The sequence below is a fragment of the Planifilum fimeticola genome, assembly GCF_003001905.1.
GTDB lineage: Bacteria > Bacillota > Bacilli > Thermoactinomycetales > DSM-44946 > Planifilum > Planifilum fimeticola.
Genome location: NZ_PVNE01000005.1, coordinates 22,789 through 37,769 on the forward strand (window position 1 = coordinate 22,789; position 14,981 = coordinate 37,769).

A 14,981-nucleotide genomic window follows, 5' to 3' on the forward strand; every position below is an offset into this window, starting at 1 on the left:
CAATAGCCTCCTTTTCCTCGATCATCTCGGCTCCAACCCCAGACCGTCCCAGACTGCCCGGCCCGCCACCAGGGTGAGAACCGGCCAGCCCTTGACCCGCCATCCGGCGAAGGGGGTGTTTCGACCCTTGGAGAGAAACGCCTCCGGATCGATTATTCGCTCCTCTTCCAGGTCGATCACCGTCAGATCTGCGTCACTCCCCACGGTCAGCCCTCCCCAGGGGAGGCCGAACAACCGGGCCGGGCGGCGGGTCAACAGATCCGCCAGCCGCCCCAGGGAAAGCTCACCGGTCAGCACCAGATGCGTGTAGAGCAGGGGAAAAGCCGTTTCCAGACCGACGATGCCGAAGGGCGCCCGATCCATTCCCACCCCTTTTTCTTCCGGGGTGTGGGGAGCGTGATCGGTGGCGATCACATCGATGGTTCCATCCTTCAGCCCTTCGATCAGGGCCGCTCGGTCGCGCCGGGAACGAAGGGGCGGATTCATCTTGTAATCGGGATCCGGTCCGGGGATATCTTCTTCACACAGGAGCAGGTGATGGGGTGTCACTTCCGCGGTCACCTTCAGTCCGCGGCGCTTTGCCTCGCGCACCAGACGGACCGAATTGGCGTCGCTGATGTGACAAACGTGATAGTGGACCCCGGTGGCTTCCGCGAGGAGGATGTCCCGGGCGACATGGACCGATTCCGCTTCCCCCGGAATTCCCTTCAGTCCGTGCCGGGCCGCAAAGTCGCCGTCGTGAACGGAACCACCGGCGGCCAGGGAATCGTCTTCGCAATGGGCCACCAGCGGCAGGCCGAGAGAAGCGGCCATCCGCATCGCGTCCCTCATCACCCGGCTGTCGTGGACGCCCACTCCATCATCGGAAACGGCGACGGCGCCCGCTTCCTTCAGGGCGGCCATGTCCGTCAGCTCCCGTCCGCGTTCGCCCCGGGTGATCGCTCCGATCGGAAGGACGCGCACCGAACCTTCCCGATCGGCCGTTTCCCGGATGCGACGGATCACCTCCGGACTGTCCGCCACGGGACGAGTGTTGGGCATGCAGGCCACCGTCGTAAAACCGCCGCGGGCCGCCGCCCGGGTTCCCGTCGCGATCGTCTCCTTCCATTCAAATCCGGGCTCCCGAAGGTGGACGTGCAGGTCGATCAGTCCGGGCAGGACCAGTCGACCCCCGAGATCGATCACTTCGCTCCCGGATCGGGGGAGGACGCTGCCCATCGCCGCGATTTTGCCGCCTTCCACCCGGATGTCCGCATCAGCGAGATCTCCCGTGGCGGGATCCAGAATGCGTCCGTTTTTGAGGAGCAGCGCTTTCATCCCCTCTCTCCTCCTTCCATCGCCCATTCCAGTACGGCCATCCGCACCGGCACGCCGCAGGCCATCTGCTCGAAGATTTTGGAACGGGGATGTTCGACCAGCTCATCGGCGATCTCCACTCCCCGGTTGACCGGACCCGGGTGCATAATGACCGCGTGGGGGCTCATGCGGGCAAACCGTTCCACCGTCAATCCGTAGGCCCTGTGGTACTCTTCCGCCGACGAAAACAGCGCTTCCCGGTGCCGTTCCAGCTGAACCCGGAGCATCATCACCGCGTCCGCCTGACGAATCGCTTCCTCCAGCGGGACGTACGGAGCGTACTCCTCCAGCTCCGGCGCCCGCATCGATTCCGGCCCGCTCAGAATCACCCGGGCGCCGAACGTTTTCAGGGACCACAGGTTGGAGCGGACCACCCGGCTGTGCCGGAGATCGCCGATCATCGCCACAGTGAGCCCCTTCACCTCTCCGAAGTGCTTCTGCAGGGTGTACAAATCGAGAAGGGCTTGCGTCGGATGGGCCGTGCACCCCTCCCCGGCGTTTACCAGGCGGATGTCCCGGATGCGACGGGCCAGTTCCCCGAGGATGTCGGGGGCGCCGCGTCTGATCACGGCCACATCGACGCCGAGGGCTTCCAGGGTGCGCAGGGTGTCCAGGAGGGATTCCCCTTTCACGGTACTGGAGGTCCCTTCCTCAAACCGGAGCACCTCCATCCCGAGTCGCCTCTCCGCCACTTCAAAGGAGAACCGCGTCCGGGTGCTGGGTTCGAAAAACAGGTTGGCGGCAAACCGGCCGCGGAAGGGACTTTCCTCCGCTTCTCCCTTCCCCTCCCAGTACCGGGCCCGCTCGAGCAGGTGGTCGATCTCCTCCCGGCTCAGATCCTTCGTGTCGATCAGGTGATGCAAGCGCCTCGTCTGTGCAAACACCATCCGAACCCCTCCTCCTTTTGTTCAAAAAAAGCTCCCTCCGCAGGCGCGGAAGGAGCGAATGCGGTGCGACAACGCGATCGCACCGGAAGCGTTTGCCCCTTTCCGGCCTCACGGGACCGGATTAAAGGATGCATGGTCTCGTATATGCGTTTTATCCCGATTTTCCGACCGTCTGCGCAAACGCCGGAGCCTGTTCCCGCTGGGATTTGGGGAGGACCAGGTTGAGCAGAATGCCGACGATGGTCGCCAGGGCCATCCCCTCCACCTCGAGATGAATCCCCGCAAATTTCAGGGCGGCCCCGCCCACTCCGATCACCAGAACGACAGAGGCGATCACCAGATTGCGGCGGTCGCTGAAATCCACCTTGTCGTCCACCAGCATGCGCAACCCCGCCGAGGCGATGATTCCGAACAGGAGGATGGACACGCCTCCCATCACGGCGGGCGGAATCGTGGAAATCAGGGCCGAGAGCTTGCCGATGAAGGCGAAGCTGCAGGCGAGGAGGGCCGCACCGCCGATCACGTACACGCTGAAGATGCGGGTGATCGCCATCACGCCGATGTTCTCCCCGTAGGTGGTGTTGGGCGGACCTCCGAACAGAGCAGCGATGGATGTGGCCAGCCCGTCGCCGAGGAGGGAGCGGTGGAGACCCGGATCCTTGGCGAGATCCCGATTCATGATGCCGCTGGTCACCATCAGGTGGCCGATGTGTTCCGCCAGGGTCACGAGGGCGACCGGAACGATGACCAAAGCCGCTTTCCAGGAAAGGATCGGGGTGTCAAAGGAGGGCAGGGCAAACCAATCCGCTTCCTTCACCGGCGTAAAGTCCACCAATCCGGCCGCAGCCGCCACCCCGTATCCTCCGACGATTCCGATCAACACCGGAATCAGGTTCAAAAAGCCCCGGAAAAAGATGCTGGCGATGATGGCGATGGCCAAAGTGGCCAAGGCGACGGAGAAATGTTTCAGGGAGTAAACCTTCAGGGTGACCGTTCCCGCCTCCGTATCCACGTTTTCCACGGTACCGGGCAGGGAGTGGAACCCTTCCACGGTTTTCGGCAATTCCCGGGTCACCTGCTCCGTGCTGGCCATGTCGACGGCCACCCCGGCCAGGGCGAGACCGATCACGATCACCACTGATCCGATCACCACCGGCGGCAGCAGATGATGGAGCCAATCCACACCGAACCGGTAGATCAAGAGCGCGACCACGCCGTAGACCAGCCCGGCCAGAAAACAGCCGAACAGCGCGGCGCCCGTTCCTTCCGTCTGGGACACGGTAATGATCGGTACGATGAAAGCGAAGGACGAACCCAGGTAGGCGGGAATCTTTCCCCGGGTCACGATCAGGTACGTCAGGGTGCCGATACCGCTGGAAAGAAGCGCCACCGCCGGGTTGAGCCCGGTCAGGACGGGAACCAGAATCGTGGCGCCAAACATCGCAAAAAGGTGCTGCAAGCTGAGCGCCAGCCACTGAAGCGGCCTCGGCCGCTCGCGGACATCCATCACGATGGACTTGTTCATGCAAATCGCCTCCTGTCATGAAAAAACCTCTTTGCCGGCCGGCAAAGAGGTCGCAGCACACCCATCAGCGCCTCCCTTGCCGGCCTCACGGGACCGCCTTAAAGGGGGGTGTTCCGTTTTCCGAGAATCACTTGATCTTCCTTGTCAAATTCCGAAACGAGGACCGAGATGACTTCATCCCGGGAGGTGGGCACGTTTTTTCCCACATAGTCGGGACGGATCGGCAATTCGCGGTGCCCCCGGTCGATCAGGACGGCGAGCTGGATCATCTGGGGGCGTCCCCGGTCGATCAGCGCATCCATCGCCGCCCGCACGGTCCGACCCGTGTACAGGACGTCATCGACCAAAATCACCTTTTTCCCGTGGATCTCGAAGGGGATTTCCGTGCCCCGCACCTCGGGCTGCTCCGCCTTCTCCGACAAATCGTCCCGATACAGGGTGATGTCCAGCTCCCCAACGGGCACCGATTCGCCCTCGATCGTCCGAATCCGGTCCGCCAACCGCCTGGCCAGGTAGATGCCACGGGTCCGGATTCCGATCAGGACGCAATCCTTCACACCCTTGTTCCTCTCCAGGATCTCGTGGGCAATCCGCGTCAAAGCCCGGCGGATCGCCGCCTCATCCAGAATGATCTTTCCCGCAGCCACTCGCCCTCCTCCTTCTGTCTGCATCAAAAAAGGCTTCCCGCCCGCAGGGCAAGAAGCCGCCGTTTCCGACGAACGAACACGGAATATGGCCCTTGCCAGCCTCACGGGACTGGGTTTAAAGGTGGTTTTCCTTCAAAGGGATTATCTCCGAGATTTGGTGCATTGTCAAGAAAGAATTTTATCCAATCCTTTACAGGGACTCGGCCCGCAGTTGGGCCAAAAGCCGCTCCATGTCCTGGGGCAGTTCCGCTTCCAGACGAATCCGCTCGCCCGTCCGGGGGTGTTCAAAGCCGAGGACCCGGGCGTGAAGGGCCTGTCCCCGAATCGGATAGCGGCACTTTTTCGGACCGTAGACGAGATCCCCGATGAGCGGATGGCCGATATATTGCATGTGCACTCGAATCTGGTGGGTTCGCCCGGTCTCGAGGCGGCATTCGATCAGGGTGGCATCCCGGAATCGTTCCCGGACCACAAAGTGGGTCACTGCCCGCTTCCCCGTCCGGTGCACCACTGCCATGCGTTGCCGATGGTGGGGGTCCCGTCCGATCGGCGCGTCCACCGTTCCCCGATCGTGCGGAATTTCGTGGTGAACCACGGCAGTGTATACCCGCTCCACCCGATGCGCCTTCAATTGGGCGGCGAGCGCCTGGTGCGCCTCGTCGTTTTTCGCGGCCATGATCAGACCGGAGGTGTCTTTGTCGATCCGATGCACGATCCCCGGGCGGATCACCCCGCCAATGCCGGACAAGTCCTTGCAGTGGGCCAGCAGGGCATTCACCAGCGTCCCGCGGGGGTTGCCCGGTGCGGGATGGACCACCATGCCCCGCGGCTTGTTGACCACGATGACATCCTGATCTTCGTAGCGGATGTCCAGGGGAATCGCTTCCGGTTCAATATGTATCTCTTCCACCGGGGGAACGGATAGAGCCACCGTCTCCCCTTCCTTCAACCGGTAGTTGACCTTGACCTCACGTCCGTTCACCCGGACGCGACCGGCGCGGATCCAAGCCTGGACCATCATCCGGGACCAGGTCACTCCGTCGAGGGAAACCAACCATTTGTCGATCCGCTGACCGTTTCCCCCTTCATCCACTACCCAATTTCGCCATTCTTCCCCTTCCGTCAACGTCCGTCCCTCACTTCGGAAAATCGATTGCCGGTTTCCTTGGCCGGGTTTTTAATCATGTCGAGAATAAACAGGGCCACGCCGATGACGATCGCCGAATCGGCCACGTTGAAAATCGGATAATTGATCAGTTGAAAATCCAGAAAGTCCACCACTTCTCCCATCCGTATCCTGTCGATCAGATTGCCGACGGCCCCGCCGAGGATCAGGGAAAAGGACCAGGAAGCTAAGGGGCGCGCCCGACGGAAAACCCACAAATAATAGATGAGGACCGCCACCACGATTAACGTGACAGGGATGAAAAACCATTGCTGATTTTGCAAAATCCCGAAAGCGGCCCCTCGATTTCGATGCGATGTAATGTAAAAAATCCCGTCCACCACGGGAATCGATTCATAGAGCTTCATCCGGTCCAGAACCAGCCATTTTGTCACCTGATCGAGCAGGAGAACCGCCAGAGAAATCCCGTAATACCTCAAAGTTGATTGCCTCCCCGCCACCTTCGCGTAAACTGCCTCACGCTCCCTTAAATTTTAGCACAGGCGTCCCTCGGGGAACAACAGTTGACGGGAAGCGCCCCGGGCGCATCCGTCAGCCCTTTGCATTTTTGAAGTGGGATCGTCCGAAACAAGGGGGGTGCCGCCGAAGCGCCCCGGCGGTGAAGCCTCGGCCTTCGCACACCCCGTCCCTCTAGATCCGGTCCCAGCCCTCATCCTCTTTTTCCGCTTCGTTTTCGACCGCCCGATCATGGGCACGATTTCGGGTGATTTCCGGAAGGGGTTGGCTGCTGCGGCCCGTCAGATCCGAGACGGCCACCGCCTCCAGATCGTCCACGTATCCCCGCCTCTCATCCGGGTCGACGGTAAGCCGATTGTAGTCTCTCCCCTCCGGATACATGTCCGGGGGATTGGAGGTCCCATACCTCTCCACATCCTGCCAGGCGTCTTCGGCATCGTACATGGTGCGGTCCAGGCCGTCGTAACTGTGTTCTCCGAAGGGCGGATGGATCACCTTTTCCTCCGCCGGCCTTCTTCCCGAAACCGTCCGCTCCGGCTCATGCTCCACGCAATAGGCCGTCTCGGGCACCGCTTCCAGCCGTTCGACGGGGATTTCACGGCCGCACACCGCACAGATTCCGTATTCCCCTCTCTCCATTCGGTCCAGCGCCTGATGGATTTCCTTGAGCCGGTCTTCGTCCTCCGCGTTCAGGGCCAGATCCTTCCCCCGCTCGTACAGCTCCGTTCCGATGTCTCCGGGGTGGTTGTCGTAGCCGGACAGCTCCCCGATCGAATCGTTCATGCCTTGTTCCAGGCCGTAATTTCGGTTTTTCTTCAGCCGTTTTTCCAGGTGACGCTTTTCTTCAAGCAGCTGCTCCCGCAACTTCAACATCTGCTCTTCCGTCATCCATCGCTCCTCCTTCTGGTCAATATTGGATTCCGTCCAATTCCAGCTGGGCTTGCACAATCTTGACGATTTCCGCGATGAAATCCCCGATGATGGGAAGGTTGAGCGCCCCCAGCTTCTGCAATCCGTAGATGATTGTTGCCGTAAACAGGGTGACCCCGATGGCGATACCCACCCCCCGGGCGATGCCGGCGACGATGTTGATCAAAATCAATCGCCTGGGGCGATTTAACAGCTGAATATATTCGGCGATTTCACCCATCTCCATCTGGCGGGCAATCCGCTTCAGCCGCTCATCGATTCGGCGCAACCTCTCTTCCAGTTCCTTTTCGTCGCCGCTCATTCCGATTTCCCCCCAACGAATTCTTCCTTAGATTACCCCTTTCCCACGGGTTTTTTCCGCCAGAAAATCACCGCCAAAAAATGTCCGCTCCTTTGTACCTGGGCATGAGCCCCGCGGAATCGCCCGTCGGCTCCGCTATAAAACAAAAACCCCCTTCCATGGGAAGGGGGTGATGCCGCTTCATCCCGCCTGCATGCCTACTTGGCGAACCGTTTCCACACAGCGGTCGCACAGCTCGGGATGGTCGGGATCGTTTCCGACCGAAGGGAGAATCATCCAGCAGCGCTGACATTTTTCTCCCGGCGACGGCGAGACGCGGACGGAAAGACCGTCCTCGGTGAACACGCGACCTTCCGGTTTCGCCTCGGGCGGAGCGAATTCCACTTTGGAGACGATGAACAACTGCTCCAATTTCTCCTCCATTCCTTCCAGAAGGTCCCGTACCTCCCGCGAGGGATAAAGGGTCAGCATCGCCCCGAGGGAATTGCCGATCATTTTTTCCCGACGTGCCTCCTCGAGGGCTTTGAGAACCACGTCCCGCAGGTCGAGGAATCGATCCCATTTTTCCTCGAGGGAAGCCGTCAGCCATTCGGTACGAACCGTCGGGAAATCGGTCAACTGTACGCTGACTTCCTCCGTTCCGGGAATGTGGCGCCACACTTCATCCGCCGTGTGGGGAATGATCGGGCTCACCATTTTGACCAGCGCGAGAAGAATCTCGTACATCGCCGTCTGGGAGGAGCGGCGCAGCTTAGAGTCCGCCGGTTGCGTGTACAGCCGGTCCTTCAGCACGTCCAGATAGAACTGGCTGAGAAATACCGCGCAGAAGGTGTGGATCGAATGGTACACCAGGTGGAACTCGTAGCCCTCGTAGGCCTTGGTTACCCGATCGATCAAACGCTGCAGCTTGATGAGGGCGTATCGATCGATCGCGTTCAACTCCTCCCAGTTCAACCGGTGTGAAGCGGGATCGAAATCATACAGGTTGCCCAGGAGGAAACGGAAGGTGTTGCGGATCTTCCGATACACTTCGGCAATCTGCTTCAGGATGTCGTCAGAGATCCGCACGTCGGCCTGGTACTCCACGGATGCCACCCAGAGGCGCAAAATGTCCGCTCCGTAGGATTGGATCACTTTCTTGGGCTCCACCGTGTTGCCCAGGGACTTGGACATCTTCCGCCCTTCACCGTCCAGGGTGAAACCGTGGCTCAGCACACCCTTGTAGGGAGCCCGGCCGGTGGTGGCCACCGCCGTCGACAGGGAAGAGTTGAACCATCCCCGGTACTGGTCGGATCCCTCCAGATAGAGATCCGCCGGCCAAGTGAGCCGCTCGTCCTCCATCAGCACAGCGGCATGGCTGCTCCCCGAATCAAACCAGACATCCATGGTGTCCGTTTCCTTGCGGAAGGAATCATGGCCGCATTCCGGACAGCGGGTACCCGGCGGAAGCAGCTCCTCCACATCCTTGGCGTACCAGGCGGAGGATCCTTCCTTCTCGAAAATGGACGCGATCCGGTCGATCGTCTCCTCCGTGATCAGCGGGTGATCGCACTTCTTGCAGTAGAAGATGGGCAGGGGAACTCCCCATACCCGCTGGCGGGAGATGCACCAGTCGCTCCGTTCGGCGATCATGTTGCCGATACGGACCTCACCCCAGGACGGCGTCCATTTGACATCCTTGATCGCCTCCAGCATCTGCTGGCGGAAGCCGTCGATGGAAGCGAACCATTGCTCCGTCGCCCGGAAGATTACCGGCTTCTTGGTCCGCCAGTCATGGGGATACTGGTGGGTGATGAAGCTGAGTTTCAGAAGGGCCCCCACTTCCTCCAGCTTCTGCGTGACCGCCTTGTTGGCGTCGTCGTAGAACATCCCTTCGAAACCCGGGGCTTCCGTGGTAAACCGGCCCTTTTCATCGACCGGACACAGCACTCCAAGTCCGTATTTCTGACCCAGAAGGAAGTCTTCCTCCCCGTGACCAGGGGCGGTATGTACACAGCCTGTCCCTGCGTCCAGGGTGACATGATCTCCGAGGATTACCGGACTTTCCCTGTCGTAGAAGGGATGCCGGCAGACGACCCCCTCCAGTTCACTTCCCTTCCAGGAGCCGAGCCGCTCGAAGCTTTCGATGCCGATCGTCCCCATGACCTCGTCCACCAGCTCTTCGGCCAAAAGATATTGACGCTCCCCGGCGCGGACGAGGGTGTAGGTAAAATCGGCATGAACGGCGATGCCCAGGTTGGCGGGTATCGTCCACGGAGTCGTCGTCCAGATCACCACGGACGTATTCTCCTCAGGCAGTACGCCCTTGCCGTCCTTGACGGGGAAAGCGACATAGATGGACGGCGAACGCTTGTCCCGATATTCCACTTCAGCCTCCGCCAACGCCGTTTCCGAAGAGGGAGACCAGTACACGGACTTGAGCCCGCGGTAAATGTACCCCTTTCGCACCATCTCGCCGAACAGGCGAATTTGTCTCGCCTCGTATCGGGGACGCAGCGTCAGATAGGGGTTTTCCCAATCTCCGCGCACGCCCAGCCGCTTGAACTGTTCCTTTTGCCTCTCGACGAAGGACAAGGCGTATTCCTTGCACATCTCCCGAAACTGGACGGGGTCCACCCTCTTCCGATCGATCCCCTTTTTGGAGACGATCGCATGCTCGATGGGCAATCCGTGGGTGTCCCACCCGGGCACATAGGGGGCATCGTAGCCTTGAAGGGATTTGAAGCGGATAATGATATCCTTCAAGGTCTTGTTCAGGGCGTGACCGATGTGAATATCGCCATTGGCATAGGGAGGCCCGTCGTGGAGCACAAACTTCGGCCTTCCCTGACGCCGCTTCTGCACCTGATGGTAGATATTGATCTCATCCCACCATTTTTGAATCTCCGGCTCCCTTTTGGGCAGGTTGCCTCGCATGGGAAAATCGGTCTTCGGCAAGTTTAAGGTTTGGCTGTAATCCATGCTCTCTCACTCTCCTATAAAAAGAAAAAAACCTCCCCCATCCCCCTAGGGACGAGAAGGTTCCCGCGGTACCACCCTAATAGGTCCGTTTTCCGACAAAGGGAAAAACGCACCCGCTCTTTCATTCGTAACGTGAATGACCCGGTCTGCCCTACTCCGGTAAAGTTTCAGGCGACGGCTCCCGGGGGATTTTGGACAGAAGTCTGGATTAGGCTTCCACCCTACCCTAATTCGCTGGTCCGCAGGCTTTCTGTCTACTCGTCCCGTTCTTCGCCTTTACCTGAACTGGTTTTTTGGCAATTATACCCATCCCAAAGGGGTGTGTCAAGGGATCATATGCAGCTTGCGTCGATGATCATCAGAACATCGCTTTTTTCTTCAGCTTACGGGAAGTGCGTCGCAGCTCCCGCCTCGGTTCATCCTCCTCTTCCAGCTCATAGGAGGGCTCATCTTCAAAGACCGGCGATTCGTATTCCTGGGTATGGAAATTATCCATCGGGACTTGGTTCTCATCCATTTCCTGATGTTCCGTGTACTCCTCCAACTGTTTGCCCACTTCCTCAAGCCCTTCCTCCAGTTCCTCCAGGGACTCCCAATCGGAGTTCTCCAGGATATCGAGATGGGACTGGACCAAGGTGCGGAAACGGGCGCGGTAAATCGTCGCCTTTTGCTTCAAATCCAGCAGCTCGCTGTGGATGGCCCGGGCCTTTTGCAGCGCCTCGTTGATGATCCGGTCGGCGTTCTTCTCCGCCTCCTGGACGATCAACTCGGCCTCTTTCTTGGCGTTCAGGCGAACTTCCTCCGCCACTTCCTGAGCCACGCGAATCGATTTGTGAATGCTCTGTTCCATCGAAGTCAGAGCGGAAGTGGAAGTAACCTGTGTTTCCTGATAACGCTGCGGCGGTTGGGCTGCTTGCTGGGTATCGCGCGACGGAACCGGAGCCTGCATCGACTGCTCCTCCATCACCCGTTCCAATTCCGCCTGCAGTTCTTCCACCTGTTGTTCCAGTTGTTGCTTTTCCCGGATCAGGAATTCAAACTCCTTGATAATCTGATCAAGGAAATCATTCACTTCGTCCACATCATAACCGCGGAAAGAGCGTTTAAACTCTTTATCGTGTATATCATATGGCGTAAGCGGCATGATCGACACCTCCTCCGGAGTGCTTCAACGTTCTCTATTCGACAATACTAACAAAAATCCTGCCGGAAAGCCATACCGACTTGTCCAAATTCCGGGTAAAAAATGGTTGCGTTCCTTTTTTTTTGGGGAAAATACCCTTTCAATCGGAATGAAGTACCAATTCGGCCGGCCTTCATCTCGGCTGCTCCACCCTCACCCGAAATCTTCCCTTTTTCGTTTTTCCCTCCACGGCGTCGACCCGAAACCGTCCCCACCCCCGCAGGGAGACGGTATCCCCCTCCCCCAGCGTGCGGGAAGGGTCCTCCGTCACCTGCCAGTTGACCCGGCATTTTCCGCTGCGAATCGCCTCGGAGGCTTTGGCCCGGGACAAGCGAAAGACGCTGGACACCAGGGCATCCACCCGCAGGGAAGCCACCGTGACGGTCCACTGCTCCACCCGGCGTTCCGGCACCACCAAATCGTCCCGGTCGCACAACTCTAGAGAGACCGATTCCGAGCCGATGCGATCCAAGTGAAGGACGACAAAGTCTGCGATTTCATGGGCGACGATCACAAAGCACCCTTCCTGCGAATCCTGCGAAATGAGAATATCTCCGATCATCTCCCGCTTGATGCCCAATCCCAACAGAGCCCCCAGTACGTCCGGATGGCGAAGATGGCCGGATCGTCTCCCAGTCCGCACGGACAGGAACGACAAGCCGAAGGCCTCCTCCTTCGGGGAAATCCACCAGGGAGCGATCAAGCAGCGGCAGCGTTCAGCCCCTTCATAGCCTCCGTCAAAGAAAGGCTGGATTTCCCCCCCTTGACCGACCAGAGACTCGACGATCGCCTTCCCCCGCGGATCGAGGAACGGGGTCCGGACCGGCTGGCCGCGCGCTGCGCGGTCGGTCCAATCCAGAACGCGCTCCACAAAGGGATGCTCCTCGGGGTGAAAATGCTCCCAGATCGCTGATTCCCGCCTGCTCATAACATGAAGGGACCGAGCACCCACTTGAGAATCGCGTAGACACCTTGCTCAACGAAGCGAAGGGCGATGAGGGCCACAATCGGGGAGATGTCGATCATGCCGATGGGCGGAATGATGCTCCTGAACACCGACAGATACGGTTCCACCAACCGGGCAATCGCGTAAGCCACCGCCGATTCCCGCGCCTGCGGAATCCAGGACATGATGATGTAGATGAAAATCAGCAGGTAGTAGGCGTAGAAACCCCATGAGACTAGCTCGAAAACGATATCCATCGGGTCACCTCAACAAATCTTTCGTGTCTTCATTCAGCATGTCGGAGATTGTTCCCTGTATGTCCACGTTGGCCGGGGTGCACATGAAGATGTGGCTCCCCAGTTTGTGAATGCTCCCTCCGAGCGCGTAAACCGTGCCGCTGAGAAAGTCGATGATTCGGATGGCCTGTTCCTTGCGGACTCGCTGAAGATTGACGACCACTGGGCGGTGGCTCTTCAGATTGTCGGCGATTTCCTGAGCCTCTTCGTAGGAACGCGGCTCGGACAGAACGACACGGATCTGCTTCTGGGTGTGGAGGGAAACCACTTTGTTCCGCCCCCGCCCCTGGGGCTGTCCGGATTCTGTTTCCTCTACCTCCTCCAGAACATCATCCTCGGGAATCCCGAAAAAACCCATGATTCGATCCATAAAGTTGCCGATCGGAACCGCCTCCCTACTCGCCCTCACCGCGATTCGCCAACCAGGACCGATCCCAGACGAAGCCACGTGGCCCCTTCTTCCACGGCGACCGTGTAATCCTGCGACATCCCCATCGATAAGTGAGGAAGCCTGAGCCTCGGGTCTCCGGAGAGGCGAATCTCATCCCGGATCTCCCGCAGACGCCGAAAGATGGGGCGGACTTCTTCAGAATTGTCCGAACGAGGAGCCATCGTCATCAATCCCTCCAGCTGGATGTAAGGGAGCTGCGCCACCTCCCGCGCAAATTCGGCCACTTCACTCGGAGGCAGGCCAAATTTCGACTCCTCTCCGGAAACGTTGACCTGAATGAAACAGCGCATTTTGCGGTCAACCTGCCTGGCCCGCCGGTTGATCTCCTCGGCCAGGGAATAGCGGTCAAGCGAGTGAATATATGTAAATCGGGTGACCACATCCTTCACCTTGTTCCGCTGCAGATGGCCGATGAAATGCCAATCGCCGCGGCCCTCAAGGGCTTTCCACTTCGGAACCGCTTCCTGCACCCGGCTTTCGCCGATGTCCCTCAGCCCCATATCCAACACTTGTCGGATCGTTTCCGAATCCACATACTTGGTCACCGCCACAACCCGGACTTCCCGGGGATCGCGGCCCGATCGACGGCAGGCTGCTTCGATTTCTTCCTTGATCCCATTCCAGCGTCGCCGAAGTTCGTCCATTACACCTTCCTTCCTTTCCGCATACCGATCCACGCCACCATGCGACCGGTCCGTCCCTGATCCCGGCGGTGAGAAAAGAAATGCTCCTCGTGACAAGAGGTGCACCATCCGCTGACCAGGAGATTTTCTTCCCGGATCCCGGCCTCAAGCAACAGTTTTCGGTTGGCTGCCTTCAGATCCAACATCCATCGACCCGGTCGGGATGGATTGATAACTCCTGACAGATCGGAAAGGGATTGACTCAAGGGACCCACGACATGCTCGTCCACTTCGTAGCAACAACCGCCGATGGACGGGGCGATCGCCGCGAGAATGCCCTCGCGTTTCGCTCCCCGCCGGACCATCTTTTCCACCATTCGCGGACCGATTCTGCCCACGGTCCCCCTCCATCCCGCATGGGCCAACCCGATGATGCTTGAATCCGGACTGTAAAACAGGAGAGGAACACAATCGGCATAAAAGGAGGTAAGCAGTATGTCTTCTTGGTCCGTAAGCAAACCGTCAACGGAGGGCAGGGCGGTTTCCAGCGAGTTCCGACCTTTTCCGCGATCCTCGGAGGAGACTTCTGCGATATCCGCGCCGTGTACCTGCTCCCCGCAGGTCCAAGCGGAAAAGGACATCCCCAGCTGCTCAGCCAGCTTCTGACGGTTCAACCGTACACGGTCCGGGTCATCTCCGACGTGAAGTGCATAGTTGTGCCGGTACGGGTCCGGGGATGCCTTGCGGGCGCTCATCCCCGCGACGAGGTTGGGAAAAGCATTTTCCCAGGGATGTAAAGAAAAACAGGGAATCTTCGCATCTTCCCGGTACCGAAAAGGTTCCACGTCCTCCCCTCCTTTATCCTATCTTACCACATATCGGAGAGGAGACAAGGGTTAAGTAGGTCGATAATTGTCGGATGGACGGTTAAGAAGCGGTTTCGGCGACGGCTCCTCTTCCAAAGTCTGGGGATCCAGGCGAACCAGTATCACGTCGGCACCGATTTTGACGATCTGATTCCAGGGGATCACCCACTCTTTCCCCCCGGACATCCATCCAAAAAACCGGGATTCTCCCGGAACCACCAACGCCGTGATTTGACCCTCCCTGAGATCCAGCTCCAAATCGTGAATCTGCCCAAGCTTTCGGCCATCCGTGATGCTGACCACATCTTTGGACTGCAATTCGGAAATCTTGATCATCGGGCTCACCTTGCTTTAGTCGTTTACTTCA

At 59.0% G+C, this 14,981-nt stretch carries 16 protein-coding genes and 1 other annotated feature; all 16 genes read right to left on the reverse strand.

Annotated elements, in window-relative coordinates; translation table 11 throughout:
* Positions 1-21: 21 nt before the first annotated feature.
* The gene (locus CLV97_RS04470; protein WP_106344335.1) at positions 22-1,317 is read right to left on the reverse strand and encodes a dihydroorotase; all 1,296 of its coding nucleotides are present in this window, start codon (positions 1,315-1,317) and stop codon (positions 22-24) included.
* Positions 1,314-2,243 (reverse strand): aspartate carbamoyltransferase catalytic subunit, encoded by a 930-nt coding sequence (locus tag CLV97_RS04475; protein ID WP_106344336.1) that lies wholly within the window; start codon positions 2,241-2,243, stop codon positions 1,314-1,316. Before CLV97_RS04475 ends, CLV97_RS04470 begins: the two co-directional genes overlap by 4 nt.
* A 151-nt stretch (positions 2,244-2,394) precedes the next feature.
* Positions 2,395-3,768 carry a uracil permease gene (uraA, locus tag CLV97_RS04480; RefSeq protein WP_106344337.1) on the reverse strand — a complete coding sequence of 458 codons (1,374 nt, stop codon included), beginning with the start codon at positions 3,766-3,768 and terminating at the stop codon, positions 2,395-2,397.
* A gap of 98 nt (positions 3,769-3,866) precedes the next feature.
* Positions 3,867-4,415 carry a bifunctional pyr operon transcriptional regulator/uracil phosphoribosyltransferase PyrR gene (gene pyrR, locus CLV97_RS04485; RefSeq protein WP_245891372.1) on the reverse strand — a complete coding sequence of 183 codons (549 nt, stop codon included), beginning with the start codon at positions 4,413-4,415 and terminating at the stop codon, positions 3,867-3,869.
* A gap of 190 nt (positions 4,416-4,605) precedes the next feature.
* Entirely contained in the window at positions 4,606-5,541 is a 936-nt protein-coding gene (locus CLV97_RS04490; RefSeq protein ID WP_106344339.1) for an RluA family pseudouridine synthase, read from the reverse strand.
* Positions 5,538-6,020, reverse strand: a complete 483-nt coding sequence (lspA, locus tag CLV97_RS04495; protein WP_106344340.1) for a signal peptidase II — start codon at positions 6,018-6,020, stop codon at positions 5,538-5,540. The genes CLV97_RS04490 and lspA overlap by 4 nt, the downstream gene beginning before the upstream one ends.
* 211 nt (positions 6,021-6,231) lie before the next feature.
* Positions 6,232-6,945: a TraR/DksA C4-type zinc finger protein gene (locus CLV97_RS04500; protein WP_106344341.1), complete on the reverse strand. Its 714-nt coding sequence runs from the start codon at positions 6,943-6,945 to the stop codon at positions 6,232-6,234.
* A 19-nt stretch (positions 6,946-6,964) separates the two neighbouring features.
* On the reverse strand, positions 6,965-7,288 hold the full coding sequence (locus CLV97_RS04505; RefSeq protein ID WP_106344342.1) for a DUF5665 domain-containing protein: 324 nt from the start codon (positions 7,286-7,288) through the stop codon (positions 6,965-6,967).
* Positions 7,289-7,468: 180 nt separating this feature from the next.
* On the reverse strand, positions 7,469-10,249 hold the full coding sequence (gene ileS / locus CLV97_RS04510; RefSeq protein ID WP_106344343.1) for an isoleucine--tRNA ligase: 2,781 nt from the start codon (positions 10,247-10,249) through the stop codon (positions 7,469-7,471).
* 44 nt (positions 10,250-10,293) lie between these two features.
* Positions 10,294-10,529 (reverse strand) — a binding site (T-box leader).
* 78 nt (positions 10,530-10,607) lie between these two features.
* A complete protein-coding gene (locus CLV97_RS19065) occupies positions 10,608-11,393 on the reverse strand; it encodes a DivIVA domain-containing protein (protein WP_106344344.1) in 786 nt (261 codons plus the stop codon).
* Between the two features lie 172 nt (positions 11,394-11,565).
* Positions 11,566-12,303, reverse strand: a complete 738-nt coding sequence (locus CLV97_RS04520; protein WP_170070355.1) for a YlmH family RNA-binding protein — start codon at positions 12,301-12,303, stop codon at positions 11,566-11,568.
* 53 nt (positions 12,304-12,356) lie between these two features.
* A complete protein-coding gene (locus CLV97_RS04525) occupies positions 12,357-12,635 on the reverse strand; it encodes a YggT family protein (RefSeq protein WP_106344346.1) in 279 nt (92 codons plus the stop codon).
* 4 nt (positions 12,636-12,639) lie between these two features.
* Positions 12,640-13,044: a cell division protein SepF gene (locus CLV97_RS04530; RefSeq protein WP_106344347.1), complete on the reverse strand. Its 405-nt coding sequence runs from the start codon at positions 13,042-13,044 to the stop codon at positions 12,640-12,642.
* Between the two features lie 35 nt (positions 13,045-13,079).
* Positions 13,080-13,769: a YggS family pyridoxal phosphate-dependent enzyme gene (locus CLV97_RS04535; RefSeq protein WP_106344348.1), complete on the reverse strand. Its 690-nt coding sequence runs from the start codon at positions 13,767-13,769 to the stop codon at positions 13,080-13,082.
* The gene (pgeF, locus tag CLV97_RS04540; protein WP_245891373.1) at positions 13,769-14,593 is read right to left on the reverse strand and encodes a peptidoglycan editing factor PgeF; all 825 of its coding nucleotides are present in this window, start codon (positions 14,591-14,593) and stop codon (positions 13,769-13,771) included. The genes CLV97_RS04535 and pgeF overlap by 1 nt, the downstream gene beginning before the upstream one ends.
* 51 nt (positions 14,594-14,644) lie before the next feature.
* Complete coding sequence (locus tag CLV97_RS04545; RefSeq protein WP_106344349.1) at positions 14,645-14,950, reverse strand: YlmC/YmxH family sporulation protein; 306 nt, start codon at positions 14,948-14,950, stop codon at positions 14,645-14,647.
* Positions 14,951-14,981 lie beyond the last annotated feature (31 nt).